This window comes from Vreelandella massiliensis (genome assembly GCF_900155385.1).
GTDB lineage: Bacteria > Pseudomonadota > Gammaproteobacteria > Pseudomonadales > Halomonadaceae > Vreelandella > Vreelandella massiliensis.
Map to the genome: position 1 here is coordinate 166,325 of NZ_LT699744.1, position 25,663 is coordinate 191,987.

At 60.8% G+C, this 25,663-nt stretch carries 23 protein-coding genes and 3 pseudogenes; 14 read left to right on the forward strand and 12 right to left on the reverse strand.

What is annotated here, in order from left to right:
* Positions 1–19: 19 nt before the first annotated feature.
* Positions 20–2,065 carry a bifunctional tRNA (5-methylaminomethyl-2-thiouridine)(34)-methyltransferase MnmC2/FAD-dependent 5-carboxymethylaminomethyl-2-thiouridine(34) oxidoreductase MnmC1 gene (mnmC, locus tag BQ9846_RS00740; protein ID WP_235818878.1) on the reverse strand — a complete coding sequence of 682 codons (2,046 nt, stop codon included), beginning with the start codon at positions 2,063–2,065 and terminating at the stop codon, positions 20–22.
* Between the two features lie 26 nt (positions 2,066–2,091).
* Between mnmC and BQ9846_RS16665 the strand changes: the two genes are divergently transcribed.
* Positions 2,092–2,235, forward strand: coding sequence for a hypothetical protein (locus BQ9846_RS16665; protein WP_159437899.1), 144 nt, complete (start codon positions 2,092–2,094; stop codon positions 2,233–2,235).
* An 18-nt stretch (positions 2,236–2,253) separates the two neighbouring features.
* Here BQ9846_RS16665 and BQ9846_RS00745 read toward each other — a convergent pair whose 3' ends face one another.
* Positions 2,254–2,553 carry a YciI family protein gene (locus BQ9846_RS00745; protein ID WP_075878717.1) on the reverse strand — a complete coding sequence of 100 codons (300 nt, stop codon included), beginning with the start codon at positions 2,551–2,553 and terminating at the stop codon, positions 2,254–2,256.
* Between the two features lie 118 nt (positions 2,554–2,671).
* On the opposite strand from BQ9846_RS00745, the gene BQ9846_RS00750 reads away from it, so the two are divergent.
* Positions 2,672–3,571: a PHP domain-containing protein gene (locus BQ9846_RS00750; RefSeq protein ID WP_075878718.1), complete on the forward strand. Its 900-nt coding sequence runs from the start codon at positions 2,672–2,674 to the stop codon at positions 3,569–3,571.
* 54 nt (positions 3,572–3,625) lie between these two features.
* Positions 3,626–4,252 carry an L-threonylcarbamoyladenylate synthase gene (locus BQ9846_RS00755; protein ID WP_075878719.1) on the forward strand — a complete coding sequence of 209 codons (627 nt, stop codon included), beginning with the start codon at positions 3,626–3,628 and terminating at the stop codon, positions 4,250–4,252.
* Here the strand turns inward: BQ9846_RS00755 and BQ9846_RS00760 are convergent.
* Positions 4,249–5,136, reverse strand: a complete 888-nt coding sequence (locus BQ9846_RS00760) for an ion transporter (protein WP_075878720.1) — start codon at positions 5,134–5,136, stop codon at positions 4,249–4,251. The two genes, BQ9846_RS00755 and BQ9846_RS00760, sit on opposite strands and share 4 nt — an antisense overlap.
* Before the next feature lie 43 nt (positions 5,137–5,179).
* Positions 5,180–6,064 carry a CYTH domain-containing protein gene (locus BQ9846_RS00765; protein WP_075878721.1) on the reverse strand — a complete coding sequence of 295 codons (885 nt, stop codon included), beginning with the start codon at positions 6,062–6,064 and terminating at the stop codon, positions 5,180–5,182.
* 137 nt (positions 6,065–6,201) lie between these two features.
* Here BQ9846_RS00765 and BQ9846_RS00770 point away from each other — a divergent pair, with 137 nt between their 5' ends.
* From BQ9846_RS00770 to BQ9846_RS00800, 7 genes and pseudogenes are all read left to right on the forward strand, one after another.
* A complete protein-coding gene (locus BQ9846_RS00770) occupies positions 6,202–6,882 on the forward strand; it encodes a TIGR00153 family protein (protein WP_075879441.1) in 681 nt (226 codons plus the stop codon).
* A gap of 9 nt (positions 6,883–6,891) precedes the next feature.
* Complete coding sequence (locus BQ9846_RS00775; protein WP_075878722.1) at positions 6,892–8,157, forward strand: inorganic phosphate transporter; 1,266 nt, start codon at positions 6,892–6,894, stop codon at positions 8,155–8,157.
* A 162-nt stretch (positions 8,158–8,319) separates the two neighbouring features.
* A pseudogene (gene argA / locus BQ9846_RS00780) lies at positions 8,320–9,459 on the forward strand (amino-acid N-acetyltransferase); the annotation flags it as partial.
* A gap of 114 nt (positions 9,460–9,573) precedes the next feature.
* A pseudogene (locus BQ9846_RS00785) lies at positions 9,574–10,019 on the forward strand (GNAT family N-acetyltransferase); the annotation flags it as partial.
* A gap of 268 nt (positions 10,020–10,287) precedes the next feature.
* On the forward strand, positions 10,288–11,658 hold the full coding sequence (gene iscB / locus BQ9846_RS00790; protein ID WP_075878724.1) for an RNA-guided endonuclease IscB: 1,371 nt from the start codon (positions 10,288–10,290) through the stop codon (positions 11,656–11,658).
* A 71-nt stretch (positions 11,659–11,729) separates the two neighbouring features.
* A complete protein-coding gene (locus tag BQ9846_RS00795) occupies positions 11,730–12,725 on the forward strand; it encodes a C45 family autoproteolytic acyltransferase/hydrolase (RefSeq protein WP_083651437.1) in 996 nt (331 codons plus the stop codon).
* A gap of 120 nt (positions 12,726–12,845) precedes the next feature.
* A complete protein-coding gene (locus BQ9846_RS00800; protein ID WP_075878726.1) occupies positions 12,846–13,043 on the forward strand; it encodes a hypothetical protein in 198 nt (65 codons plus the stop codon).
* Between the two features lie 39 nt (positions 13,044–13,082).
* On the opposite strand, the pseudogene xseA reads toward BQ9846_RS00800, so the two are convergent.
* The 3 genes and pseudogenes from xseA to BQ9846_RS00815 all read right to left on the reverse strand — a co-directional run bounded on the left by xseA (position 13,083) and on the right by BQ9846_RS00815 (position 15,083).
* Positions 13,083–14,432, reverse strand: a pseudogene (xseA, locus tag BQ9846_RS00805) (exodeoxyribonuclease VII large subunit).
* Positions 14,429–14,800, reverse strand: a complete 372-nt coding sequence (locus BQ9846_RS00810; RefSeq protein ID WP_075878727.1) for a HepT-like ribonuclease domain-containing protein — start codon at positions 14,798–14,800, stop codon at positions 14,429–14,431. The pseudogene xseA and the gene BQ9846_RS00810 overlap by 4 nt, the downstream one beginning before the upstream one ends.
* Positions 14,793–15,083, reverse strand: coding sequence for a nucleotidyltransferase family protein (locus tag BQ9846_RS00815; protein WP_075878728.1), 291 nt, complete (start codon positions 15,081–15,083; stop codon positions 14,793–14,795). The genes BQ9846_RS00810 and BQ9846_RS00815 overlap by 8 nt, the downstream gene beginning before the upstream one ends.
* A gap of 199 nt (positions 15,084–15,282) precedes the next feature.
* Here BQ9846_RS00815 and guaB point away from each other — a divergent pair, with 199 nt between their 5' ends.
* The 3 genes from guaB (at position 15,283) to BQ9846_RS00830 (ending at position 19,723) form a co-directional block, all read left to right on the forward strand.
* Positions 15,283–16,752 (forward strand): IMP dehydrogenase, encoded by a 1,470-nt coding sequence (gene guaB / locus BQ9846_RS00820; RefSeq protein ID WP_075878729.1) that lies wholly within the window; start codon positions 15,283–15,285, stop codon positions 16,750–16,752.
* 76 nt (positions 16,753–16,828) lie between these two features.
* Complete coding sequence (gene guaA / locus BQ9846_RS00825) at positions 16,829–18,406, forward strand: glutamine-hydrolyzing GMP synthase (RefSeq protein WP_075878730.1); 1,578 nt, start codon at positions 16,829–16,831, stop codon at positions 18,404–18,406.
* Positions 18,407–18,610: 204 nt separating this feature from the next.
* Positions 18,611–19,723, forward strand: coding sequence for a Fic family protein (locus tag BQ9846_RS00830; protein WP_075878731.1), 1,113 nt, complete (start codon positions 18,611–18,613; stop codon positions 19,721–19,723).
* Positions 19,724–19,780: 57 nt separating this feature from the next.
* Here the strand turns inward: BQ9846_RS00830 and BQ9846_RS00835 are convergent, their stop codons facing one another.
* On the reverse strand, positions 19,781–20,299 hold the full coding sequence (locus BQ9846_RS00835; RefSeq protein WP_075878732.1) for a cupin: 519 nt from the start codon (positions 20,297–20,299) through the stop codon (positions 19,781–19,783).
* Between the two features lie 158 nt (positions 20,300–20,457).
* Between BQ9846_RS00835 and BQ9846_RS00840 the strand changes: the two genes are divergently transcribed.
* A complete protein-coding gene (locus tag BQ9846_RS00840) occupies positions 20,458–21,228 on the forward strand; it encodes a tRNA-uridine aminocarboxypropyltransferase (protein WP_075878733.1) in 771 nt (256 codons plus the stop codon).
* On the opposite strand, the gene BQ9846_RS00845 is transcribed toward BQ9846_RS00840, so the two are convergent.
* From BQ9846_RS00845 to BQ9846_RS00860, 4 genes are all read right to left on the reverse strand, one after another.
* A complete protein-coding gene (locus tag BQ9846_RS00845) occupies positions 21,225–22,457 on the reverse strand; it encodes a TraB/GumN family protein (protein ID WP_075878734.1) in 1,233 nt (410 codons plus the stop codon). The two genes, BQ9846_RS00840 and BQ9846_RS00845, sit on opposite strands and share 4 nt — an antisense overlap.
* A 43-nt stretch (positions 22,458–22,500) precedes the next feature.
* Positions 22,501–23,949, reverse strand: a complete 1,449-nt coding sequence (locus tag BQ9846_RS00850; RefSeq protein ID WP_075878735.1) for a TrkH family potassium uptake protein — start codon at positions 23,947–23,949, stop codon at positions 22,501–22,503.
* Between the two features lie 13 nt (positions 23,950–23,962).
* Positions 23,963–25,336 (reverse strand): Trk system potassium transporter TrkA, encoded by a 1,374-nt coding sequence (trkA, locus tag BQ9846_RS00855; protein WP_075878736.1) that lies wholly within the window; start codon positions 25,334–25,336, stop codon positions 23,963–23,965.
* A 95-nt stretch (positions 25,337–25,431) separates the two neighbouring features.
* On the reverse strand, positions 25,432–25,638 hold the full coding sequence (locus BQ9846_RS00860; protein WP_075878737.1) for a dodecin: 207 nt from the start codon (positions 25,636–25,638) through the stop codon (positions 25,432–25,434).
* Between the last annotated feature and the right edge of the window lie 25 nt (positions 25,639–25,663).

Sequence of the window (25,663 nt, forward strand, 5' to 3'; positions counted from 1 at the left end):
TTGCGTTAGCCCGGCGAGGTTACGCCGGCTTTGATAGCGCCTGACGGCGAATCAGCGCGCTGATCAGGCGCCGCCCGGGGTGCAGATGATCGGCAAGCGGCCCTTCAAGGGGCAGCGGCTCGTCGCATAGGCGCGAGGCGATCACTTCCGCGCATAGTGGCGCGCTGGCCAAGCCGCGCGAGCCGTGGGCCGCGCTGATCCAAAGCCCAGTATGGTGCTGGCCTGCCTGCGCCGGTACTCGGGTGGCGTCCTTACCCAGCACGGCGTAATCGGTTTGCCATGCAGCGGCGTCGGGCACGGGCCCGGCGTAGGGGGATTTATCCGGGCTTGCCGCGCGCACCGCCGCGCGGCCCGCGAAATCCTCGGCGTTTAGGCCTGCGCTTTCCAGTGCGTCGGCAAGCGCGGGCACGCTCTGGCGAAGCTCGTCGAGATTGCGTTTATGCTCCTCGCGACGCAGCGATGTCGTGTCACTATTAGGCACAAAGCTTGCACCGAAGGTGAGCACCCCCTCCAGCGCGGGTGGCACGTACCCTCCCGCGCAGACCACCGTGTCAGGGCCTTTCACGCCGTCTGGCAGGGCCACGCTTGACACCTGGCCGCGCACCGGCTGCAGCGCGAGCCACTCGGTTTGGGCGAAACGGTTGGCGAGGTGGGCGCTGGCAATCACCACCTGATCCGCCGCCAGGGTGTCACCGCTTGCCATCACCAGCTGCCAGCCGTCGTCAAGGCGACGCAGATCCGTCACCTCGCCCTGGCGATAGCAAATCCCCGGCGTTTCCAGTAAGCGCTCGCATAAATGCTTGGGGCGCACCCAGCCAGCTTGGGGGTAGAAAAGCCCCTGTTCGCCTTCCACGGGGACTCCCGCCGTTGCTTCAAGCGCGTGTGGCGAGTGGAGCGTGACCAACGCGTTGGGCAATGGGTGCGCCTCGATAAAGCGGCGCTGACGGTTGGCCTCTTTGTCATTGAGCGCCAGCTGCAGCACGCCGCTCTCTCCCCACAGCGTCCGCGTCGGGTCGAGCCACGCAAGCCAGCGGCGGCTGTACGCAAGCCCGCTGAGATAGACCCGACTTTGGGCGTTGGTTTCAGCGGCGAGTTTGACGTAGAGCGCGCCCTGACGATTGCCCGAACCGCCCGCGGCCGGGGCGGTTTTCTCCACCACCGTGACCGCCACGCCGCGTCGAGCAAGTGCCGCAGCCACGCTTGCCCCCGCAATGCCGGCACCAATTGCCGCGACGCGCTTGGCCGGTTGGGGCGGGGGGGGGGTGAACCACGGCGTATCGTGGCGGCGTGTATCCGCAGGCGGGGAATCGATCTGGCCGGCGAGCATTTCGCGCTTGCGCCCAAAGCCTGGCACTTTCTGCCAGCCAAAGCCGGCGGCTTTCAGCCCGCGCTTGACCAAGCCCGCGCAGGTGAAAGTGGCAAAGGTTGCTCCGGGCCGCGAGCGCGCCGCCATGGCATGGAACAGCGACGGCTGCCACATCTCGGGGTTTTTTGCCGGCGCGAAGCCGTCGAGAAACCAGGCATCGACTTGGCCGTCGAGGAGCGCAAGCCGCTCAGTGGTATCGCCAAAATGCAGATCGAGCGTTACGCGCTCGCTTAAGTGCAGACGGTGGACACCGCTCACGGGCGCCGGCCACTGCGCGCATAGCGGCTGGGCATAACGTTCAAGCGTTGGCCAAGCGCTGAGCGCTCTCTCCAAGGCATCGCGCGGCAGGGGATATTTTTCCGTGGAGACAAGATGCAAGCGTGCCCCGGCGGGAGCGTGGCGCTCAAAGCACGCCCAGGCGCAGAGCATGTTAAGCCCAGTGCCAAAGCCGGTTTCGCCGATGACGAACGCGCGCGCCTGCCGCCAGGCGGCAAATCGCTCGGGCAGACGGTTGGCGTGGAGAAACACATGCTCGCTTTCGGCGCGCCCGTCTTCACGGGAAAAGTACACGTCATTAAAGGTTTGCGAGTGAGGCGCGCCGTTCTCCCACTGCAGCGCCGGTGCGTGTAGCGTGGCGAGCGCGGGCAACGGAGGAAAACGCAAAGGGTCATGGGAGGGTGTCACGTGAGAGGGGGGCACAAAAGTCTCCGCCGGCGAGAAGCGCTATGGAAGGTGTGGTGTGGTTAAAAAATAACCAATTTGATGCGCCGGGCGCTGTTTCTGGCTTAGCGCAAGGCGTCCGCCGAGTTTTCACAGAGTTTTCCACAGCCATTGTGAAGAAAGCCACTGTGGAAAAGGGCGGTGCATAACCGCGGACGCGCTCGCGGTTAAGGCAGCACTTTCTTAAACGGCTTCACCGTGACGTGGGCATAAACCCCGGCGATCACGTAGGGGTCGGCATCCGCCCAGGCTTGCGCTGCGTCCAGGCTTTCAAACTCGGCCACCACGAGGCTGCCGCTAAAGCCGGCATCACCGGGGTTATCGGCATCGATGGCCGGATGCGGGCCGGCGAGCACCAAGCGGCCTTCATCGCGCAGCGCCTCCAAACGGGCGAGGTGGTCGGGGCGAGCGGTCAAGCGCCGCTCTAGGCTATCGGCAACGTCTTCGCTGATAATGGCGTACAGCATGGGCATAACTCCTTGATATCGAAAGCGTGCCATTGACCCTTTGGTGGGCAGCACGCACTATGGCGGCATATTCCGCCCTGTGTGAGCCGCTATTTTGACAAACTCCTCCAACGGCGTCATGCCTATTACCGCGCTTCCTGCAACGCTTGCCGCTGATCAGCACTACGGCGTCGATTTTCACATGCACTCCACCGCCTCCGACGGCGCACTCTCGCCGGCGGCGCTCGTGGCGCTGTGCGCTGAGCGGGGGCTTAGCCATATCGCGCTGACCGATCACGACACCATGGCGGGCGTCGACGAGGCTGAAAAGGCCGCGCGCGAGGCCGGGGTGGGTTTGCTGCCGGGGTGCGAGATATCCACACGCTGGCAGGGCGTGGGGATTCATGTCGTGGCGCTGATGCCCAACGGCTTGCAAGGCCCGCTGGTCGAAGGGCTCGCGCAGCAGCGCCAAGCGCGAATCGAGCGCGCCTTGGTCATCGCCAAGCGGTTGGAGAAAATGGGCCTGCCCGATGCGCTCGCCAAAGCCCGCGCCCATGCCGGCAGCGAGCGCCCCCTGGGTCGCCCGGATTTCGCCCGCGCCCTGGTCGCTGAAGGCGTGGCCAAGGACTGGGCCGATGCCTTCAAGCGCTATCTCGGCAGCGGCAAAAAAGGCGACGTAAAAGCCCAGTGGCCCGAAGTCGGCCAGGCGGTCGAGTGGATCGTAGGCTCGGGTGGGGTCGCGGTGATCGCTCACCCGCTGCGCTATCAATTAACGCGGCGTAAGCGCGGGCTGTTGATGGATGCCTTTTGCGAGGCCGGTGGTCAAGCGGTGGAGCTGGTCAACGGCCAGCAAAACCCCGACGCCACCCGCGACTTGGCGCGTCAACTGGTTGAGCGGGATTTGTACGCCTCACTCGGCAGCGATTTTCACTTTCCCGGTAGCCACGCCGCCCCAGGCAGCATGAGCGTTGTGCCCCGTACCGCCGCGCCGCCGGTGTGGTGCCATCCGCGTTTATCCGCGCTCGGCGCTGTCGGCTAGACTGAACTACCCTATCCCTTGTTTTCTTCTGAGTGCCAAAAAGGAGGCTGACAAATGAGCCAATTTTTTCAGATTCACCCGGAAAATCCGCAAAAGCGCCTGATCGACCAAGCCACCGAGATTATTCGCAAGGGCGGTGTGGTGGCGTACCCCACCGATTCCGGCTACGCCTTGGGCTGTCACCTGGGCGAAAAAAAAGCCATCGAAAAGATCAAATGGCTACGCTCGCTGGATGACAAACACAACTTTACCCTGGTGTGCTCGGACCTCTCGGAAATTGGCACCTATGCCAAAGTCGATAACGATGTCTTTCGCCTGCTCAAAGCGCATACCCCAGGGCCTTACACCTTTATTCTCGAGGCCACCACCGAAGTGCCGCGCCTGCTTTTACACCCCAAGCGCCGCTCGATCGGCGTGCGCGTGCCGGATCATCGCATAACCCATGCGCTGCTGGATGCCCTCGGTGAGCCGCTGATGAGTGTCACCCTGATTCCGGTGGACGAGACGCTGCCCATGACCGACGCCGAAGAGATCCGCGACCGCTTCGGCGCCCATCTGGACCTGGTGATTGACGGCGGCGCCTGCCACCTGGACCCGACCAGCGTGATCGATTTACGCGATCTGCCGCCCAAGATTGTGCGCGAAGGGCGCGGTGATGTGGCACCGTTTCAAGCGCTTTAAGTGTCGGGCTTTTTCTCCTCCTGCGCTGAAGGCTCGCGCAAGCGCGGGTCTTCCGTATATTCATCCAGCCACGTGCCGCAGCGCAGGCAGTAGCGGGCGCGTTTTTCGTGGCGGTCATGGCCGCAGCCAGGGCACGCCTCGTCGGAGTAGCGCTCTTCGCGAATCGAGCGAATCACCTGCGCGGAAAACACCCCGGTGGGCACCGCGATAATCGAGTAGCCCAGTAGCATCAACAGCACGGTGATGGCTTTACCCAGCGGGGTAACCGGCACGATATCCCCATAGCCTACCGTGGTCATGCTCACAATGGCCCAGTAGATTGACATCGGAATGCTGGTAAAGCCGGCTTCGGGCGTTTCGATGGCGTACATTAAGGTGGCAAAAAGCGTGACCACCATCAAGATGCTGGAAAAAAACAGCATGATCTGCCGCAAGCTGCGCTTTAGCGCATCGATCAGCAAACGCCCTTCACCGACAAACTCCATTAGGCGCAGAATGCGGAAAATACGCAGCACCCGCAGCACGCGTATCATCACCAATGCCTGCGCACCGGGAAGCACCAGGACCAGCCAGGCCGGCACGATCGCGATGAGATCCACAATGCCGTAGAAGCTTTTTAAATAGAGCCAAGGCCGCTCCAAGCAGTAGATCCTTAAGCCTATTTCGATAGTGAAAAGCAGCGTGAATGCCCACTCGATATGCAGAAATAGATCACCAAAGCGTTGATGGTAGGCATCGACACTATCGAGCAGCAGTGCGGCGACGCTGATCAAGATGGCCACGATCAGTGCGATGTCGAATCCTTTCGCGGTCGGTGTGTCGGATTCGAATATGACGTGGAAAAGCTGGGTTCGCAGCCCATTGCCGGCGGGTTTCAGGCTCATCGTCTCTCCTTAGGTCATCGCCGTATCTAGGTGACGCGTTGAGTTAAGCCATTCGCCGGGCGAGCGTTAGTGCTGCGCTGCCGTAGGCAGTGCTCGGTTGGCCGTTTTGATTGAGCGCTTGGGGCAGTTTTTGCGCCAGCGGGCGTAGCGCATCATCGAGCGCGGGATGCTCGGCAAGTGCCTTTAGCGCATCAAAAGCGGCGGTGAGAAACGCGCTCTGCCCGTTGTCGTGAAAGGCATCCAAGGCCAGGGTGGCGCGGTGAAACCACTCACTGGGCGTGTGGGCTTCAGGCAGCGGCCAGTGTTGGCGGCCAAGTGCGGTGCCGCGTGCCGCTTTGCTGCTATCCGAGGGGCGTAGCGCCACCTCGGCGGCCAATTTCGCGGCGATGTCCCACAGCGTTTCAGCAGAGCCACTTTTAAGCTCAAGCTCCATTTCGAGAATCGGTGCCCGATAACCGTCGCAGACAATATCGCCCTCATCTAACGCCAGTTCTACCTGGCTATCCAGGTGGAGAATATCCCACTTTGTACGGGTGAAGTCGGTGCGCAGCTGCGGTTCCAGCGTGGCGAGGATGTCATTATCGAGCGCTTGAAAAGGGGGCAGTGTTTTCAGCCCAGCGATGTCGAGCTGATGGCCTTCCACTTCCCACTCCCATTCGTCACGAGAGGAGAGCCCGCCACTCCCTTGCCCAGCGGTTTTCACCGTTTGCAGCGTTTGACCATTGATGTGGCGCAGCCGAAGCGCCACGCGGGCGGCATCAAGCGCGCCATCGGGGGTGTCAAAGTAGGTGTTGGTCAGCGTTAGCCGTGTCGGCGCGGCTGAATTTATAAGCGGATGCGTGGTCAGTTGCGCAGGCCCGCTAGGGGCGAGGGCGAGCTTAAGCTCTACCTCATGAGGCGCTGCGGCGGGGGGTTGGGGATTATCCATGACGTTTGCCACCTCCGAAGTATGACACTAAGATTAAGTTTTAATGACAATGTGAATTTTTTGTGACGGAGGCGGAGCCGATCTTTATACTGGCGCCCGCCATTTTCAGGCTTCCCAAAAACAGGCTAAAAGGCATTATGGTTACCTCCAATCCTTTTTCTGCAATGTTTGGCCGTTCGCCATTCCAGCCATTGTTAGCGCACATCGTCAAGGCTAACGAGTGTGCCGACCAGCTGCTGCCGTTCTTTGAAGCATCGCTTCAGGGCGACTGGGAGACGGCCGCCAAGCTGCGTGAAAACGTCACGCGGTTGGAGCACGACGCGGATGTGCTCAAAACGGAGCTGCGCCTCAATCTACCCAACACCATGTTTTTGCCCGTGTCACGCTCGGATCTGCTCGATCTGATTAGCGTGCAGGACAAAATCGCCAATAAGGTGCGTGATATCACCGGCATCATGCTAGGGCGCAAAATGCGCATCCCAGAAGCGCTTGCCGAGCCGATGCGCCAATACATGCATACCAGTGTGGCGTGTGTGGCTCAGGCGCGCGAGGCGCTGGAGGAGCTGAAAGACCTGCTGGAATCCGGCTTCGGGCGCAACGTTTCGGACGTGATGCAAAACATGATTCGTGAGCTGCACACCCTGGAGCACCAGGCGGACAGCCAGCAGGTGGAGATTCGTCGCCAGCTTTTCGAGCTTGAAAGCGAATTGCCCCCGGTGGATGTGATCTTTCTTTACAAGATTATCGATTGGGTGGGCGAACTTTCCGACCGCGCCGAGCGAGTGGGTAGCCGCTTGCAGATTCTGACCGCTCGCTAAGGGGGCCGTATGCAAATTATTGCGCAGCACGGCGAGGTCTTTATCATCCTCGCCTGTCTATTTGGCTTTTTTATGGCCTGGGGCGTGGGCGCGAACGATGTCGCCAACGCCATGGGCACCTCGGTGGGCTCCAAGGCCATCACCATCAAGCAAGCGATTCTTATCGCGGTGATATTCGAATTTCTCGGCGCCTGGCTTGCCGGCGGGGAAGTCACCAATACCATTCGTAAAGGCATCATCGACCCTGAACTTTTGCAGGAGGATCCGCAGCTTCTGGTCTACGGCATGCTTTCCGCGCTACTGGCGGCGGGTACATGGCTGTTGATCGCCTCGATGAAAGGGTGGCCGGTTTCCACCACGCACTCCATCGTGGGCGCCATCGTCGGCTTTGCCGTCGCGGGCTTGGGTGCTGCCACGGTGGATTGGGGCGGTGTGAGCAAAATCGCCGCGAGCTGGGTGGTATCGCCGCTACTGGCTGGCACGGTGGGTTTTGTGCTGTTCAAGTCAGTGCATCACTTGGTGTTCGAAGCCCGCGATCCGCTCGCGGCGGCGAAAAAATATCTGCCTGCCTATGTCTTCCTAGTGGGCTTCGTGGTGGCCATGGTCACCATGACCAAGGGGCTTAAGCACGTTGGCCTGGATCTCTCGTTCGCGCAAAGTCTGGTGATCTCGGTCATTCTGGGGCTTTTGCTTGCGTTCGTGGGCGCGTGGATGGAGCGCCGTGTGACGTACGTTAAATCCAGCGATGACCACTTCGGCTATGCCAACGTGGAGCGTGCCTTTGGCGTACTGATGATCTTCACTGCCTGCGCAATGGCGTTTGCCCACGGCTCCAACGACGTCGCCAACGCCGTGGGGCCGCTGGCGGCGGTGATTAGCGTGGTCCAGAGCGGCGGTGCCATCGAAGCTGCTGCGCTGGTGCCCTGGTGGGTGCTGGTGCTGGGGGGTGGCGGTATCGTCGTGGGCCTTGTGACCTACGGCCATAAAGTCATCGCCACCGTGGGTACCGGCATTACCGAACTTACCCCGAGTCGTGGCTTCGCGGCCACGCTGGCGGCGGCCACCACGGTGGTGCTGGCCTCGGGCACGGGGCTGCCGATTTCCACCACCCACACCCTGGTCGGCGCGATACTTGGGGTCGGCATTGCCCGCGGTATGGCGGCACTCAATATGCGCGTGATTGGCACCATCGCCATGTCGTGGTTGATCACCCTGCCCGCGGGCGCGGCGTTGTCGATTCTGTTCTTCTTTATGTTCAAGGGCATGTTCGGCTAACGATTTAATGCCCTCAGCCCAAGCGGTACCTTTCTGATCGTTGTCGGGGTCAGACGGGTGCCGCTTTTTTTTGTGCTCTGCTAACGTTTTGCGCTCTGTTAAAGTAAGCGTGTCGGTTGAGCCGGCACGCGATTTCATTCACCTGCTGCCGGAGAGCGGCCCTTGGATACACGCTTCCCTTTCGTTGATTGGTTCCGTAATGCGTCGCCCTACATCAATGCGCACCGCGGGCGAACCTTCGTGATTCTGATCGAAGGGGAGGCCATGGCGTCTGGGCGAGGCGAGCAGCTGATTCAAGACTTGGCGCTTTTGCACTCGCTGGGCGTGCGCATCGTGGTGGTGTTCGGCACTCGCCCCCAAGTGCAGACGGCGCTGGCGGCGGCGGAGGTCACGACGCGTCGCGTGAACGGCCGCTGGGTGGCCGACCGAGCGGTCATGGCCACCGTCGAGCAGGTCGCCGCGCGTCAGCGCTTGTGGCTGGAGGCGCGGCTCTCGCTGGGGTTGCCCAGCACGCCGCTGCACGGGGTTGAGCTCAACGTGATCTCCGGCAATCTAGTGACCGCGAAACCGCTCGGTGTGCGCGAAGGCGTTGATTTCGACCACAGCGGGGAGGTGCGCCGAGTGCGCGCGGGCGCCATCGAGGGGCTATTGGACAAAGGCGCACTGGTGCTGCTGCCGCCGTTGGGGTTTTCCTCCACCGGCGAGGTGTTTGATCTCGATGCCTCCGAGGTTGCCCAGCACGCCGCCGTGGCACTGAAAGCCGACAAGCTGATTCTGCTCGGGGAGTCGGAGGGGCTTGAGGACGAGTCCGGTGCGCTCCTGCGTCAGCTGTCGCCCTTTGAAGCCGAGCCGCGCTTAAGCCAGGCCACGCCGGGCAGCGAATTGGCCCGCCACCTACAAGCCGCCTGCCACGCCGCCCGCGAAGGAGTCGCGCGGGCGCACCTGCTGTGCTGGCGCAACCATGATGCGCTTTTGGGCGAGCTCTTCACCCGCGATGGCGTGGGTACCATGATCACCCAGCACCGTTACGAGCAGCTACGCCCGGCAACGCTCAACGATGTGGCGGGGCTTTTGGACCTGCTTGAACCGCTTGAGCAGCGCGGCATGCTGGTGGCCCGCTCCCGCGAACGTTTGGAGCATGAGATCGACGACTACCTGGTGATTGAGCGTGACGGCATGGTCATTGGCTGTGCCGCCCTGCACGCTTTTCCCGACGCTGATCTCGGCGAGCTTGCTTGCGTGGCCGTGCACGCGAGCTATCGCGGCGGCGAGCGCGGCGAGCGACTGGTCGAGGCGGTGGAGCCCGTCTCTTTTCCCCCTCTTGGTTGGTATAAGAGAAACCCCCCGGGCCTTACACCTTTATTCTCCAGGCCCCCCCCCAAGGGCCGCGCCTTCCTTTTCACCCCACGCGCCGCNCAACGCTCAACGATGTGGCGGGGCTTTTGGACCTGCTTGAACCGCTTGAGCAGCGCGGCATGCTGGTGGCCCGCTCCCGCGAACGTTTGGAGCATGAGATCGACGACTACCTGGTGATTGAGCGTGACGGCATGGTCATTGGCTGTGCCGCCCTGCACGCTTTTCCCGACGCTGATCTCGGCGAGCTTGCTTGCGTGGCCGTGCACGCGAGCTATCGCGGCGGCGAGCGCGGCGAGCGACTGGTCGAGGCGGTGGAGCAGCGCGCACGGGGTCGCGGTATTGCCAGGCTCTTTGTATTGACCACCCACACCGCGCACTGGTTTGTCGAACGCGGCTTTGCGCCGGCGAGCCTGGACGACTTACCGCCGCTCAAACGCGAGACCTATAACCACGCGCGCAAATCCAAGGTTTTGATCAAGGCGCTAACGTCAACTACCTCTGCCTGAAGGCAGAGGCTTGTGAAAGCAAGCCCGGTTGACCAGGGAGAGCGGTAACCAGCCCGCTACGTTGATAACAGGTCGCCAAGACTCACCCCACCGTTCTTCCTCAGCGGTGGGCACTGAAAGGTCAGGATCATGCACGCGCAAGGTAAAACGCCGAAGGTCTTGATCGCTGCGGAAACGCAGGAGCCGGTTATCGACATTCCCGAGGGGAGACGGGGCACAAGCCCCGCGATACCAGACCCGTAAGGGTTCTATTTTAGGAGGAAATCACATGGCGGTTTTCGTATTGGATAAACAGAAGCGTCCGTTGATGCCGTGCAGCGAAAAGCGCGCGCGGTTGCTGCTAGAACGCGGGCGTGCCGTGGTGCATAAGCGCTACCCGTTCTGCATACGGCTGAAAGATCGGGTGGGTGGCGATACCCAGCCGCTACGGTTGGGTATTGATCCCGGCAGCAAGACCACTGGGCTGGCGCTGATGCGCGAGTCGGACGGTGAGCAGTGCCATGTGCTGTGTCTGTTCGATCTGGTGCATCGTGGCTTTCAGATCAAAAAAGCACTAGCGCAGCGCGCCGCCTTTCGTCGGCGTCGCCGCTCAAAGAACCTGCGCTATCGAGCCCCGCGCTTTGACAACCGGACGCGCAAAGCCGGCTGGCTGCCACCCAGCTTGCAGCACCGGGTGGATACGATCATGGCGTGGGTGGAGCGGCTGTCTCGGCTGGCGCCGATCACTGGCATCAGCCAGGAGTTGGTGCGTTTTGATACCCAGAAGATGGAAAACCCGGAAATCAGCGGCGTCGAGTACCAGCAAGGCACCTTGCTGGGCTACGAAGTGCGCGAGTACCTGCTAGAGAAGTGGGGTCGGGAATGTGCGTATTGCGGAGCGACGGAAACTGCGCTGGAAATTGAGCATGTGGTGCCGCGCACGAGCGGCGGATCGAACCGGGTCAGCAACTTGACGATAGCCTGCCACGACTGCAATCAGGCCAAGGACTCACTGCCCTTGGCGACTTTTTTCGCCACCGACAAAGGCCTGAAAAAGCGCCTGAAAGCCAACGGCCACACCGCTGACGCACGGCTGGAGCGCGTGCAGCGTGAACTCAAACGCCCGCTACGGGATGCTAGCGCGGTGAATGCCACCCGTTGGGCGCTGTTCAACGCGCTCAACGCCATCGGCCTGCCGGTGGCCGTGGGTACGGGTGGTCGCACCAAGTTCAACCGTAAGCGCCTCGATATACCCAAAACCCATGCCCTGGACGCGGCTTGTGTCGGTGTTTTCGACACGCTGCACGACTGGACAGTGCCGACGCTGACGATCAAATGCACCGGACGCGGCAGCTATCAGCGCACCCGCTTAACGAAACACGGTTTTCCGCGTGGCTACCTGATGCGCCAGAAGCAGGTGCAGGGCTTCCAGACCGGCGACATGGTCAAGGCCGTCGTGCCTTGCGGCAAGAAAGCGGGCACGCATACCGGCCGTGTCGCCGTGCGTAAAACCGGCAGCTTCAATATCCAGACCGACCACGGTGCCGTGCAAGGCATTTCGCACAAACACTGCACCGTGATCCAACGCGGTGATGGCTACGGCTATCACCACACACCATCCATTCACCACAAAGGAGGCGCGGGACAGACGGTGGCGTAACCCAGTCGCTCTGCGAGCGACGCGCTATTCCTCCCGGCACTAGAAGTACCGGGTATCCCGCGCAAAATCTGATGAACGCCCTTGAGCCGCGAGCAATCGCCGGCACTCCGTATGCAATGGGCCGTCAACTGGGTGAATACGGTCTTGAAGCCGTTCACGCCGTGCTGGTACACGACCCCGCTTGGCAGGCCATTCAGGAGAGAGCGCGACAAAACGCGCCGCTGATAGCGCGCTTGGCCGCCAATACCCAGCGCGACTTCCCCGCTATTTGGCAGGAACTTCGTGGGCTTGCCGATGGCTTGGCGCTGCCGCTGGATGAGGTCTTCGCCTGGAACTGCCGGGGAGAGCTTTTGGCCACGGAGGCCGATGGCTGTACCAGCGTTCAGATGCCGGGAGGCGTGCTGGCGCATAACGAAGATGGCCTGCCGTGTCTTCAGGGGCGCTGCCTGTGGGTCACGGCGCAGCCGCAAGACGAGGGCGCTTTTAGCGTATTCTGCTACCCCGGCTCGCTGCCGGGGCATACGGTTGGCGTTTGCCGTGGACGTTTCGCCTTTGCGGTCAATAACCTGCGCTTTGCCAATCTTGCTCCGATGCTTCCCCGAATGGTGGTGTGCCGCGCGCTTTTGCGCGTGAGGTCGGTGAAAGACGCCGTGGCACTGCTGGAGCGCTTTAATCGCTGCGCCGGCTTTCATATCACCCTGGCCGAGCGCTCCGGCGCGTCAATGGTTAGCGTGGAGTTTGGCGCGGAACACACCGCCGTAAATACGCTTTCCACGCCGGCTATTCATGCCAACCATGCGCTTTATCATCCGGGCAGGCAGTGCATTACGCGCTCATCCGCCGATCGTCAGCGCCGCGGTGAGGCGTTGCTCGCCCAGGGCGTGGATAACCCTCTCACGATTCTCCACGATCAATCGCCCGAGGCGCTGCCTATTTTGCGCCGTGCCCTTGACGATCCAGATAACGAAAACACCCTCGCCAGCGTAGTGATAACGCTTGGGAGCGCGCCGACTTGGCACTGCTATCTGCCCGGCGAAATCACGCCTTGTCAGCAGGGCATCTGGTGAGCATTTAGCGTCGATGGCAAACGCAGAGGAAACGACTATAGTGAAGTGAGCTAACGCGTATTCAGGCTAGTCAACGCACCCTATCTATCCGTTACGGACGGTTTGGAGGCAATAACTGTTATGAGTGCAGATCCCAAAGAGAACGCAAAGAAAGATCAGAGAGATCAGCGTGAAGATCACTATGATGATGCCAATCCCATGCCCGATACCCATCATGTGAACCCCAAAGCCGAAAAGGACAAGGCCAACCCTAGGCCCGAAACGCACCACGTGAACCCCAAAGCCGGAAAGGGCAGTGACGTCACCGACAAGAAGTAGTCTTATACAACATCATCCGGATTCACCCAGTACACGGCGCTATTGTTTATAGCGCCGTTTCACTTCCACACTGAGCCTACCTTCCCCGAGACGCAACCTAAGCGCCTGCCCCGGGCGCGTATCCTGCGCGCGGCGAATGATCTGGCCGCTCTCATCTTGCGCCAGGGCATAGCCCCGGCCGAGCACGGCCAAGGGGCTGACCGCATTCAACTCGCGCGCCGCACTGGTCAGGCGCGTTTGCTCAGACGCAAGCGCGCGCTGCATGGCGCTGCCCAAACGCTGCCTTAACTGCTTTATGCGCGCCTGTTCCGCCCGGTGCAAACGGCTTAGTTCCTGGCTTGCCAGCCGCTCCTCAAGTTGCGTTACCCGCTCGCGCTGGCGCGTCAGCCGCATATCGATGGCACGCGTTAAGCGTTGGCGGAGATGGGCGAGGTGTTGGCGCTGCTGCTTGAGCTGTTCACCGGGATGGCGCAGCCGGGCGCGAAGGCTATCCAGCCGCTGGCTCTCGCGCTGAAGGTGCGTTTGCATGGCCCGTTGCAAACGTTGCGCTTGGGCCTCTAGTTGGCGTTTGAGCGCGTCCTGGTCGGGCACCAGGCGCTCGGCGGCCGCCGACGGCGTTGGGGAGCGGGAGAAGCTCACAGGAACGCAAAATTGACAAGGCGCATAGCCGTAGCGACGCTGGAACCAACCTGTGCAGAAACATTAAAGACCACGTCGACCACGACATGTCACTTAAAAGCGTCTGGATGTGTATAGAAGACAGCGGCCGCCTCGGGTGATGAGTACCGCGTCGCGCTCAGGGTCAAGGCGCGTTTGGCGATTGAGTAGCCCGAGCGTGGCGATCATCGCGGGCGCGGCGTCACTGCCTTGAACCGGCACCGGGATCAGCGTGACCTCCACAAGCGGCCAGCGCGCGCCGACCACGGCCAGCACGTCACGAATCGCCGCGCCGGTGGCGGAGCTTAAAATCATCAGCCGCCGCGGCGGGTAGGGCAGCGGGCGCGCGTTGGCAAACACCCCCTCGGCGTCGAGTGCGGTTTTCAAACGCTCGAACGCGGCCAGCAGTTCGCCCAGCCCCGCCGCCTGCACCGCCTCGACAATCAGCTGATAATCGCCGCGCGGCTCAAACAGCGAGACCCGCGCGCGCAGCTTGACCTGATCGCCATCGCGCATGGGAGTGGCGATAAACCGCGCCTGCTTGCGAAACAGCGCACAGCGCACCTGAGCGCGGTCATCCTTTAGGGTGAAATAGACATGCCCCGAGGCCGGGCGCGACACATTGGAAAGCTCCCCCTCGACCCACACCTCGCCCATATCCCGCTCCAGCGCCTTGCGCGCCTTGAGGTTGAGTTCGCTGACGGAAAAAGCGTCTTTGGCAGCTGGCTTCATGACGCTGGATCCCCGGCCAATGCGTCTCTGTCTAAAGAGTGGAGCATGGTAAGAAGCGAGGGAATATCATCTCGAATGATGCTCCAGAGCGTGTCATCGTCAATGCCTAAATAGCCGTGAATTAAGCGATTGCGCGTTGCAATCACCATGCGCCAGGGAATTTCTGGACACGCGGTCCGCACATGGAGAGGAACGTGGGTGGCGGCCTCACCAATCAATTCTAGGTTACGAAGGGTGGCGTCGTAGGTAATGCCACTTGCAACAAAGCGAGCCTGGTCGAGACCCTCGGTATAGGTGAGTACCTTACCGGCGAAGTGGGCCATATCCTGGAGGTAAAAGCGCCATTCACGCTTTGGCGATTCAGACATTAACGCGCTCCTTCTCGATATAGGGGCGTAGCTCCGGGCGAAGCGCTTTTTCTGTGACAAGATCGACAGGGCAGCCAAGTAGGTCTTCAAGGTAAAACTGGACACCGAAGTAGCGTTTGGATGTTGCCGGGCCGTCAAAACCAACAAGGATATCCACATCGCTTGCCCCCGTGGCTGTATTTCGGGCGGTGGAACCAAAAAGGGCCAGCCGAGTGACGCCGTAGCGAGCTTGCAACTCTGATTTGCTGAGCTTTAGTAGTTCAAGAACGCGATTTCTTTCCATGATAAATCCTGGCCATTTTGCGCTGACATCTAAAGGCGTCGTTACCTCTTAGAGTAGCATTTGTCGCAGCGCCTTCGGCGAAGGTAAACGCCACGCAGCCACGGCGTGCTTGCATTGCTGCCTTGGTTGCATAGGCGTTATAATACGCGATTAACCTTTCACGCCCCATCTTCCCACTTCAACATTGGGTGTTGCCGCTATGCTACGTATGGCTCAAGAAGCACTTACGTTCGATGACGTATTACTGATTCCCGGCTTCTCCGACGTCCTGCCCAAGGATGTCAGCCTAAAAACCCGCCTGACGCGTAACCTTTCGCTGAACATTCCGCTGCTCTCCGCGGCGATGGATACCGTCACCGAGGCGCGTTTAGCGATTGCGATGGCCCAGGAGGGTGGCATCGGCATCATTCACAAAAACATGTCGATTGCCCAGCAAGCGGCACAAGTGCGTAAGGTGAAAAAGCACGAAAGCGTGATCGTCAAAGACCCCGTGACCGTCAGCCCCCAAGCCAAGCTAGAAGATCTGCTCGCCATGGCGCGGGAGAACGGTTTTTCTGGCTTCCCGGTGGTGGAAGGCGAAACCCTGGTGGGCCTGGTGACCGAGCGTGATATGCGCTTTCAGCCCAATCACGGCGATAGCGTTGCCGATATCATGACCCCGCGTGAGCGTCTCGTCACCGTCCCGGAAGGCACCGACCTTGAAGAGATCAAGGCCAAAATGCAGGAGCACCGGATCGAGAAGATGCTGGTCGTGGACGCGGATTTCCACCTGCGTGGTTTGGTTACCTTCCAGGATATCGAAAAAGCGCGCACTTACCCCAACGCGGCGAAGGATAGCGACGGCCGCCTGCTCGCCGGCGCTGCCGTGGGTACCGGCCCGGAAACCCCGGACCGTATCGCGGCTTTGGCCGAAGCCGGCGTGGACGTGGTGATCGTGGATACCGCCCACGGTCACTCCCAAGGCGTTATCGACCGCGTGCGCTGGGTCAAGGAGCACTTCCCGCAGGTTCAGGTCATCGGCGGTAATATTGCCACCGGCGAGGCGGCGCGGGCGCTGGCGGAAGCCGGGGCGGATGGCGTGAAAGTGGGCATTGGCCCGGGCTCGATCTGCACTACGCGAGTGGTGGCCGGCGTGGGCATGCCGCAAATCACCGCCGTCTCCAACGTCGCGGCGGCCCTTGAGGCCTACGATATTCCGCTGATCGCCGATGGCGGCGTGCGCTACTCTGGCGATCTGGCCAAGGCGATCGCCGCTGGCGCCAGCGCGGTGATGGTAGGCGGTCTGCTCGCCGGCACCGAAGAGGCGCCGGGCGAAGTGGAGCTTTACCAGGGCCGTACCTACAAAGCGTATCGTGGCATGGGGTCGATGGGGGCGATGTCTCAGAGTCAGGGCAGCGCCGATCGCTACTTCCAGGATAAGAGCGCCGGTGCCGAAAAGCTGGTGCCGGAAGGAATTGAAGGTCGCGTGCCCTATAAAGGCATGATGGGCGCCATCGTTCACCAGCTGATGGGCGGCCTACGCGCTTCCATGGGTTACACCGGCTGCCGCGATGTGCAGGAGATGCGCACCAAGCCGGAGTTCGTCAAGATCACCGGCGCCGGCTTCAACGAATCCCACGTGCACGATGTGCAGATTACCAAAGAAGCGCCCAACTACCGCGCAAGCTAGGCGCAAATGCATGACACGGCGGCGAGGCTACCCCTCGCCGCTTGCTTTTGGTCCCGGTCACCCACGAGAAAATGCCATGACGGATATCCACGCCCACAAAATTCTGATTCTTGATTTCGGCTCCCAGTACACTCAGCTCATCGCCCGTCGCGTGCGCGAGATTGGTGTCTACTCGGAAATTCGCGCCTTCGATATCACCGAAGAGGAGATCCGTGACTATAACCCCAACGGCATTATTCTCGCGGGTGGACCGGAGTCCGTGATCGAGCTTAATTCGCCCCGCGCGCCCGAGTGCGTGTTTACCCTGGGGCTTCCAGTACTGGGTATCTGCTACGGCATGCAGACCATGGCCGAGCAGCTTGGTGGCAGCGTCGAAGGCTCCCAGCAGCGCGAATTTGGCTACGCGCAAATCCGTATCGACGCGGAAACCGCGCTGTTCAAAGACATTAAAGACCACGTCGACCACGACAGCGGCAAGGGCCTGCTCGACGTGTGGATGAGCCACGGCGATAAAGTCGCCAAGGCGCCCGCTGAGTTCACCGTGACCGCCTCGACTCCTAGCTGCCCGATCGCTGCGATGGCGTGGGAGGAGAAGCAGTTTTACGGTGTGCAGTTCCACCCGGAAGTTACCCACACCCTGCAGGGGCAGCGGATTCTGGAGCACTTTGTCCTGGGGATCTGCCAGGCAGAGCGCAACTGGACCCCGGCGCAGATCATCGACGATCAAGTCAATCGCGTGCGCGAGCAGGTGGGCGACCGCCACGTGCTGCTCGGGCTTTCCGGCGGCGTCGACTCCTCCGTGGTCGCCGCGCTGTTGCACAAGGCGATTGGCGAGCAGCTCACCTGCGTGTTCGTCGATAACGGTCTGTTGCGCAAAGCGGAGGGCGACCAGGTAATGGAAACCTTCGCCAAGCACATGGGCGTTAAGGTGATTCGCGTGGACGCCGAAGAGTTGTTCCTCGACAAGCTCAAAGGCGAAGCGGACCCGGAAGCCAAGCGCAAGATCATCGGCAACACCTTTATCGACGTTTTCGATGACGAAGCGAGCAAAATCGAAGGCGTTGATTTCCTCGCCCAGGGCACCATCTACCCGGACGTGATCGAATCCGCCGCCGCTAAAACCGGCAAGGCGCACGTGATCAAATCCCACCACAACGTGGGCGGGCTGCCGGAAACCATGAAGCTCAAGCTGGTCGAGCCGCTGCGCGAGTTGTTCAAGGACGAGGTGCGCAAACTCGGTGTCGAACTCGGCCTACCTTACGACATGGTCTACCGCCACCCCTTCCCCGGGCCGGGCCTGGGCGTGCGGATTCTCGGCGAAGTCAAAAAAGAGTACGCCGACATCCTCCGCGACGCCGACGCCATCTTCATCGAGGAGCTGCGCAACGCCGGCTGGTACGAAAAGACCAGCCAGGCGTTTGCGGTCTTCCTGCCGGTGAAATCGGTCGGCGTGGTCGGCGACGGTCGCCGCTACGAATGGGTCATCGCGCTACGCGCGGTGGAAACCATCGACTTCATGACCGCCCGCTGGGCGCACCTGCCCTACGAGCTTTTAGAAAAAGTCTCCAACCGCATCATCAACGAGCTGGAGGGCGTCTCCCGCGTCACTTATGACGTGAGCAGCAAGCCACCCGCGACGATAGAGTGGGAATGATCGCCGTGTAGAGTCGAGGAAAACGCCTAGCCCGCTGCATCATCTGCTTCATAAAGCCTGCCGTTATCGGCAGGCTTTATTGTTCAAGGCGCTAGTTGCTTAAACCCTACTTAATTACCCTAACAAGCTCCTGATTAGCCTATGAGCCGAATCTAACGCATAATCGGCTCATAATGTGATCTGAATAGGCTGTGTAATCGGCTCATGTACATCTGGGAACAGCGTAATTGGCCATGTTTTGAGTGGGACGAATCCGCGCTCCGGCCCACGTTGAATGTCATACGGTTACTGCAGGGTCGAGTGCTGGGCAAAACCGAGGCCGCACCCGGTCAGGCCGATCTGGACGTGGAAATGGATGCGCTTATCCAGAATGCACTTCGTACCAGTGAAATCGAAGGCGAACGTCTGGACGTTGGCTCAGTGAGGTCTTCCGTTGCCCGCCAGTTAGGATTGGATCGGGCCGGTCTATCCACCCGAACAACACCCGAAACGGAGGCGTTGGTCGAGCTATTGTTGCAATCCACGCATCAGTTGGATGAGCCGCTTTCGCGTCAACAACTCTGCCTCTGGCAATCGATGCTTTTTGTGCAAGGCCCCGGCGTGCTTGGCAATGTACGTGTAGGGCAGCTGCGTGGTGATCACCCCATGCAAGTGGTATCGGGGCGGCTTGATCGGCCGAATGTGCATTTTGAAGCCCCGCCCCGGGCTCAGTTGGATGCTGAGCTGGATGCGTTTATTACGTGGTTCAACTATCCGCCTCAAGGCCTTGATACGCTGGTGCGCGCCGGTATTGCCCACCTATGGTTGATCACGTTGCACCCCTTTGATGATGGCAATGGGCGTGTCACCCGCGCCGTGACAGATCGAGCGCTGGCACAAGCAGAACGGCAATCCGTTCGCTTCTACTCTTTGAGTGCGGCCATCATGTCGCGACGCAACGCCTACTACGATCACCTTGAAAGCGCTCAGAAAGGTAGCCTCGATATCACGCCTTGGTTGCTGTGGTTCCTGGATACGCTGAAAGAGGCACTTGAACAGGCGCTATTGAGGATCGATCGCGTGCTGATGAAAGCCGCTTTTTGGCAGCAACATGCCACGACGGTGCTGATCGAGCGTCAGGTCAAGGTGCTGAATCGCTTATTGGATACGGCGGGTGAGGAATTTACGCAGGGCATCAATGCGCGTAAATACCAGTCATTGGCGAAGGTGAGTAAGGCCACCGCAACGCGGGATTTGGCCGAGTTGGTAGAAAAAGGTTGCCTATATAAGCTACCCGGTGGTGGACGCAGCACACGTTATACGGTGCTGCTTGGGTGAGCCAGCTGAGGTATCTTTTATTCCTCTCCAAAATAAAGACTCGATAGTCAGCCCTTACTAAGACACTTCCCCCCACAGGGGGATCAGCGGGCCGCCTACCGGGTCGTCTTCGGGCATTGCCACGGCCGCCACCCGGGCTTTTGCTGCCGCAAGCTCGGCGGGGTCGCCCCGCTCTATTTCAGGGGTCTGCCCCGGTGGGTAGGCGCCTACCATGCAGAAATCAGCGTCTGCCTCTAGGCTGGCATGGCCAACGCCCGCGGGAAGCACCAGCACATCGCCGGCGTCAAGCGTCAGCTCGCGACCGTTTGGGCCACCGAGCCGTGCTCTGGCTTGCCCGCGAAAGATACCTAACGCCTCGTGGGCGGTGGAGTGGAAATGATCGAAAGCAAACAGGTGATAGCGCCATGCCGGCGGCCAGCCGTGGCGCTTAAACATGTTTTCAAAGGTAGTGGCCCCTTTCTCGGCATCGCGAGTGTCGATGACTTGGCGGTAGAGCAGCACGGGTAGCGGAGAGTTAGGGTAGCCGCTGCTCTCGTCGCTATCAAAATAGAGTGTCTCGGGCTGAGGGGTACGCATCATGGTCTCCTCTGTCGCGATGTTGGTTGGCTCGCTTTGTCATCTATCTTGCCATGAACATAGAACGTTTGCGGCGCCGGTCAATTTAGCGCGCCTTCTCTCGCGCCTTAAGCGCTGCTTGCTTTATACTCGCGGCGTTTTTTCTATCAGGAGCGTCGATGCCTTCGTCACTCGATAATACTATCGATCACCCTGCCTCAACCGGGCGCGATCCGGCGACGGGGCATCCGCGGCCGCCTCGGCGCGAGTTTAAAGCGCGGGGAAGCTTTGTTGAGCGCTGCCAGGGGTGCAATCTGCCGGTGTTGAACTGCCTCTGCCCGTATAAAGTCAGCGCCGAAAGCGTGGCACGGGTGTGGCTTTTAACGCACCCGCTTGAGCACCATAAACCGACCAACACCGGGCGGTTGATCGGCGATGTGCTGACCCAAACAGAGGTGTTTACCTGGCACCGCACGGCGCCGGATGCGCGTTTGCTCGCGCTGCTTGAAGATGCGCGCTTCGCGCCCTTTGTGGTCTTTCCCGATGACCAACCCGACTACGCAGACCGCGTGGTGTCGATTGACGCCGTGACGCAGGCAAAAGCCAGCGGTAAAACGCCGGTGTATATTCTGCTCGATGGCACCTGGCGCCAGGCACGGCGGATTTTTCGCAAAAGCCCGTACCTCGATGGATTGCCGGTGCTGCCGCTGCGCACCGCGCGGGAAACCCGCTACCGGCTGCGCAAGCCGGCCTCCAGCGCGCATCTGTGTACCGCCGAAGTCGCCGCCGAGCTGCTGCGCCAAGGCGGCGATGTAGAGGCCGCCGAGGTGCTGGATGATTATTTCGATGCGTTTAACGCAAGCTACGCGGCGAGTCGGCTTTATCACAAGATCGACGCGCCCACCGACGCGATGCAGCGGCTGCTTGAGCGCCGCGCATCACAAGGTTAAGCCGCACCGCCAAACAGCGCGCCGGCGATGCGAAAGCCGGCAATCCAGGTGCCCGCGGCGGAGCCTAGGGTGGCGAGCATAAAGACCAAAAGCGTGCGCGAGACGCGGTTTTGCCACCAGCCTTTGAGATGCACGACATCATGACGCAGCGTGGAGAAGTCGCGCACTTTGGGTTTGCGCACCAAAAGCTCGACCCCGGCGGCGACAAAACCCGCCCCGATGGTGGGGTTGAGCGAGGTGAGCGGGGCGGCGAAAAAGGTCGCGACCACCGTGACCGGATGGGCGAGGGCGATGATCGTCGCCGCGCCCGAGAGCACCCCGTTGATCAAAAACCACTCCAGCACAAGCTGCCAGCCGAGCTCGGTATTGCGCGAAAAGCCGATGGCAAAGCCGATGAGCACCAGCGCGGTAATGATCCACGGCAGGGCTTTCCACACCTTGGAAGGCGGGGGCGTGGCTTCCAGCGCTTCACGCTCGTCGCGTGGTGTCGTTGGCAGGGGCGCTTGTAAGTGTTCGCCGGTGCCTTTTAAGTGCCCCGCGCCAAGCACCACCAAAACGTGCTGATAGCGCCCGGGTGGAGCCTCTTCGGCCAGACGCAGCGCCATGTAGCGGTCGCGTTCGCGAATCAAGGGCGTGTAGAGTGCTTCCGACTCGGCGGCGAACTCGCTAAAGGTGGCTTCGAGAATATCGCCCTCTTTGAGCTTTTCAATCTCCTCCTGAGAGACGCTCTGGCGTGACAGTACGCTACCCATAAGCCCCGAGAAGAGAGAGAAACGCTGCCACCACGGCACATTGCGGTAGATGCGCTTTAAGGTAATGCCGACGTCGCGATCCACCAGCAAAAGCGGCAGGTCGCGGCGTTTGGCTTCGTCCACGGCGGCGCGCATTTCAGCCCCCGGCTGGATGCCGGACTGCTCGGCAAGGCGCTGCTGAAATGCCCCTAAGGCCAAGCTTGCAGCGACCATGCCCGCCTTGCCCTCTTTGAACACCTGGAACAGGTCTTGTTCGCCCATGGCGTCGGGGTTGGCCATGCTGTGGTGACGGGCATCACAGAGCTCAATGGCAACGGCATCAAACTCGCCGGTATCAATCAGCTGGCGCACATCGTCGGCGCTCTCCGAGGAGACGTGCGCCGTTCCCAGTAAAGTGTAGCGGGTGTCACCAATGGTGAAGGTTTTTAGCGGCCCGCTGGTGGCGGGAAGCGGGGATACGGTATCTGTTGGGCTCATTCAGCACTCGATAAAAATAGAAAAAAGCTAGCATGCCATGGGGTTAGCGGCGCCAGAAGGCGGGCGTAAACAGCACTAAAATAGTAAAGATCTCTAAGCGGCCCAGTAGCATGGCGAGCACTAAAATCCACTTGGCAAGCAGGGGCATATTGCCGTAGTGACCGCTCGCTTCGCCAAGTGCGGGGCCTAAGTTGTTGAGCGCGGAACCCACGGTAGACCAAGCGGTCACCTGATCCACGCCGGTGGCCATCACGCCAACCAGCATCAAGAAAAACAGCATGACGTAGGCTGAGAAAAACCCCCACACGGCTTGGGCAATGCTATCCGGCACGCTGACCTTGCCCACCTTGACGGCGATGACCGCGTTGGGGTGGATGAGCCGCATGACTTCGCGCATGCCCTGCTTCAAGATCAAAATAATCCGAATGACTTTCATCCCGCCGCCGGTGGAGCCCGAGCAACCACCGACAAAGGCCGCCACGAAGAGCAGAAATGGCAGCGCACCCGGCCAGGCGGAAAAGTCGGCTACCCCGAAGCCTGCGGTAGTGGCCACGGAAACCACTTGGAACAGGCCGTGACGCAAGCCGCGCTGAGTATCGTAGGTATTGGTTAGCCAAAGCGAAACGACCGTGATCACGGTCAGGCCGAGCAGAAACAGCAGCAGAAAGCGTGCTTCGGGATCTTGAAAGTAGTGGGTCAGGCTTTTTTCGCGCCATGCCATGAAATGCAGACTATAGCTAAACGCGGAAATCAGCATGAACGTCACGCAAATCAGCTCGATAGTGGCGCTGTCGAAGTAGCCGATACTGGCATCGTAAGTGGAGAAACCGCCGATCGCCACGGTGGAGAAGCTGTGCCCCAGCGCGTCAAACCAATTCATGCCCGCGGCCATGTAGGCGATCATGCAGGTGAGCGTAAGCGTGGCGTAGATGTACCACAGCGCCTTGGCGGTCTCGGTGATGCGCGGAGTGAGTTTGGAGTCTTTAAGCGGCCCCGGGATCTCGGTGCGATAAAGCGCCATGCCGCCCACGCCCAGGGTAGGCAGAATCGCCACGGCCAGCACCACGATCCCCATGCCCCCAAGCCACTGCAGCTGCTGGCGATAGTAGAGAATCGATTCAGGCAGAAAATCGATGCCGGTGATGACCGTGGCGCCGGTGGTGGTGAGCCCCGAGAACGACTCGAACACCGCATCGGTGAGTGATAGCGCCTGCTCGCCGAAGAGCATCAGCGGCAGCGAACCGAACAGCGCCAGCACCGTCCAGAACATCGCGGCGATAATGAACCCGTCGCGAATGCGCAGCTCCTTGCGTTCGTGGCGGTTGGGCAGGTAGAGCAAAAGCCCGGTCAGCACCGTGATCGCGGTGCCGATGATAAACGCATCCCACACGCCATCATGAAACCAGAGTGAAATAAGAATAGGCGGCATCATGGTGAGGCTGAAGAGCATCAGCAATAGCCCCAAAATACGCAGAATTACCCGCAGGCTCATCAGCCTTGACTCCCTAGAAGAACGTCAGCCCGACCTGGAACAGCCGCTCCACGTCGCGGATACGGCGTTTGTCGATCACAAACAGCATCACGTGGTCACCGGACTCCACCATCACATCGTCGTGAGCGATCAATACCTCTTTACCGCGCACCACGGCGCCGATGGTGGTGCCCTCGGGTAAGTCAATCTCACCGATGGTGCGTCCCACCACCTTTGACGACTGCCGGTCGCCGTGGGCGATGGCTTCGATCGCTTCCGCGGCGCCGCGACGCAGCGAGTGGACGTTGACGATATCGCCGCGACGCACGTGGGTCAGCAGGCTACCGATGGTGGCCTGCTGCGGCGAGATAGCGATATCGATATCGCCGCCCTGAACCAGGTCCACGTAAGCGGCGTTGTTGATCAGGGTGAGGACTTTTTTCGCCCCCAGCCGCTTGGCCAACAGCGACGACATGATGTTGACCTCGTCGTCGTTGGTGAGCGCGCAGAAAATATCGCAATCCTCGATATTCTCCTCTTCCAGCAGGCGTTTGCTGGTGGCGCTGCCGTGTAGCACCACGGTGCGGTCGAGGCGTTCGGCGAGCTGGGTGCAGCGCTCCAGGCTGTGCTCGATGATTTTGACTTGATGGCTGTGCTCCAGATGCTCCGCCAGGCGCTCGCCAATGTTGCCGCCGCCGGCGATCACCACGCGCCGGAAGTCGCGTTCGACACGGCGCAGCTCGCTCATCACCGCGCGAATATCGCGCCGCGCGGCGATAAAGAAGACTTCGTCGTCGGCTTCGATCACGGTGTCGCCGCGCGGGATGATGGGCCGGTCGCGGCGGTAGATCGCCGCCACGCGGGTATCGACGTTGGGCATGTGGCGGCGCAAAAAGGCCAGGTCCTGCCCCACTAGCGGGCCGCCGTAGAAGGCTTTGACCGCGACGAGCTGCACCAGGCCGCCGGCGAACTCCAGTACCTGAAGGGCGCCAGGGTGCTCGATCAAACGCCGCACGTGGTCGGTGACCACCTGTTCGGGGCTGATCAACACATCGATGGGGATCGCTTCGTGGGCGAAAAGCCCCTTACGGGTGAGGTAAGCGGTCGAGCGCACCCGAGCGATTTTGGTGGGGGTGCGAAACAGCGTGTGCGCCACCTGGCAGGCGATCATGTTGATCTCGTCGGCGCTGGTCACCGCGATCAGCATGTCGGCGTCTTCGCAGCCCGCTTGGCGCAGCACCATGGGGTAGGAGCCGGCGCCGGTAACGGTGCGAATATCGAGTTTGGTGTGCAGCTCGCGCAGTTTGTTCGCATCGGTGTCGACCACGGTAATGTCGTTCTCTTCCCGCGCAAGGTGCTCCGCCAAGGTGCCGCCGACTTGGCCGGCGCCGAGAATGATGATTTTCATCAGTTTGCCGTCCCGTTAGTGCGCAAACGCTGCGCTGCAATAGAAAGCGGCGGCTAGTGTAAACCAGCCGCCGCCAAAAAAGCAGGGGGAGGGGGTTATTCCAGCGTGAAGCCGACCTTCACCGTTACCTGCCAGTGGGCAACACGGCCATCTTCAATATGGCCACGGGTGTCGACCATCTCAAACCAGCGCATATGCTTTACCGATTCGGCAGCTTTGCCGATGGCGTTTTGCACCGCGTCTTCCATGCTCTTCTCTGAGGAACCGGTTAGCTCAATGTGCTTGTAGGTATGATGGCTCATACGTCGCTCCTGTTTATCTGTATGG

Coding starts and splice junctions, on each gene's coding strand:
- guaA (WP_075878730.1), top strand. CDS start 16,829: ATGACGGATATCCACGCCCACAAAATTCTGATTCTTGATTTCGGCTCC.
- BQ9846_RS00800 (WP_075878726.1), top strand. CDS start 12,846: ATGAGTGCAGATCCCAAAGAGAACGCAAAGAAAGATCAGAGAGATCAG.
- BQ9846_RS00755 (WP_075878719.1), top strand. CDS start 3,626: ATGAGCCAATTTTTTCAGATTCACCCGGAAAATCCGCAAAAGCGCCTG.
- BQ9846_RS00840 (WP_075878733.1), top strand. CDS start 20,458: ATGCCTTCGTCACTCGATAATACTATCGATCACCCTGCCTCAACCGGG.
- BQ9846_RS00770 (WP_075879441.1), top strand. CDS start 6,202: ATGGTTACCTCCAATCCTTTTTCTGCAATGTTTGGCCGTTCGCCATTC.
- BQ9846_RS00860 (WP_075878737.1), bottom strand. CDS start 25,638: ATGAGCCATCATACCTACAAGCACATTGAGCTAACCGGTTCCTCAGAG.
- BQ9846_RS00845 (WP_075878734.1), bottom strand. CDS start 22,457: ATGAGCCCAACAGATACCGTATCCCCGCTTCCCGCCACCAGCGGGCCG.
- BQ9846_RS00815 (WP_075878728.1), bottom strand. CDS start 15,083: ATGGAAAGAAATCGCGTTCTTGAACTACTAAAGCTCAGCAAATCAGAG.
- BQ9846_RS16665 (WP_159437899.1), top strand. CDS start 2,092: ATGGAAGGTGTGGTGTGGTTAAAAAATAACCAATTTGATGCGCCGGGC.
- BQ9846_RS00750 (WP_075878718.1), top strand. CDS start 2,672: ATGCCTATTACCGCGCTTCCTGCAACGCTTGCCGCTGATCAGCACTAC.
- BQ9846_RS00810 (WP_075878727.1), bottom strand. CDS start 14,800: ATGTCTGAATCGCCAAAGCGTGAATGGCGCTTTTACCTCCAGGATATG.
- BQ9846_RS00835 (WP_075878732.1), bottom strand. CDS start 20,299: ATGCGTACCCCTCAGCCCGAGACACTCTATTTTGATAGCGACGAGAGC.
- BQ9846_RS00765 (WP_075878721.1), bottom strand. CDS start 6,064: ATGGATAATCCCCAACCCCCCGCCGCAGCGCCTCATGAGGTAGAGCTT.
- BQ9846_RS00760 (WP_075878720.1), bottom strand. CDS start 5,136: ATGAGCCTGAAACCCGCCGGCAATGGGCTGCGAACCCAGCTTTTCCAC.
- BQ9846_RS00830 (WP_075878731.1), top strand. CDS start 18,611: ATGTACATCTGGGAACAGCGTAATTGGCCATGTTTTGAGTGGGACGAA.
- guaB (WP_075878729.1), top strand. CDS start 15,283: ATGCTACGTATGGCTCAAGAAGCACTTACGTTCGATGACGTATTACTG.
- BQ9846_RS00795 (WP_083651437.1), top strand. CDS start 11,730: ATGAACGCCCTTGAGCCGCGAGCAATCGCCGGCACTCCGTATGCAATG.
- iscB (WP_075878724.1), top strand. CDS start 10,288: ATGGCGGTTTTCGTATTGGATAAACAGAAGCGTCCGTTGATGCCGTGC.
- BQ9846_RS00775 (WP_075878722.1), top strand. CDS start 6,892: ATGCAAATTATTGCGCAGCACGGCGAGGTCTTTATCATCCTCGCCTGT.
- BQ9846_RS00745 (WP_075878717.1), bottom strand. CDS start 2,553: ATGCTGTACGCCATTATCAGCGAAGACGTTGCCGATAGCCTAGAGCGG.
- BQ9846_RS00850 (WP_075878735.1), bottom strand. CDS start 23,949: ATGAGCCTGCGGGTAATTCTGCGTATTTTGGGGCTATTGCTGATGCTC.
- trkA (WP_075878736.1), bottom strand. CDS start 25,336: ATGAAAATCATCATTCTCGGCGCCGGCCAAGTCGGCGGCACCTTGGCG.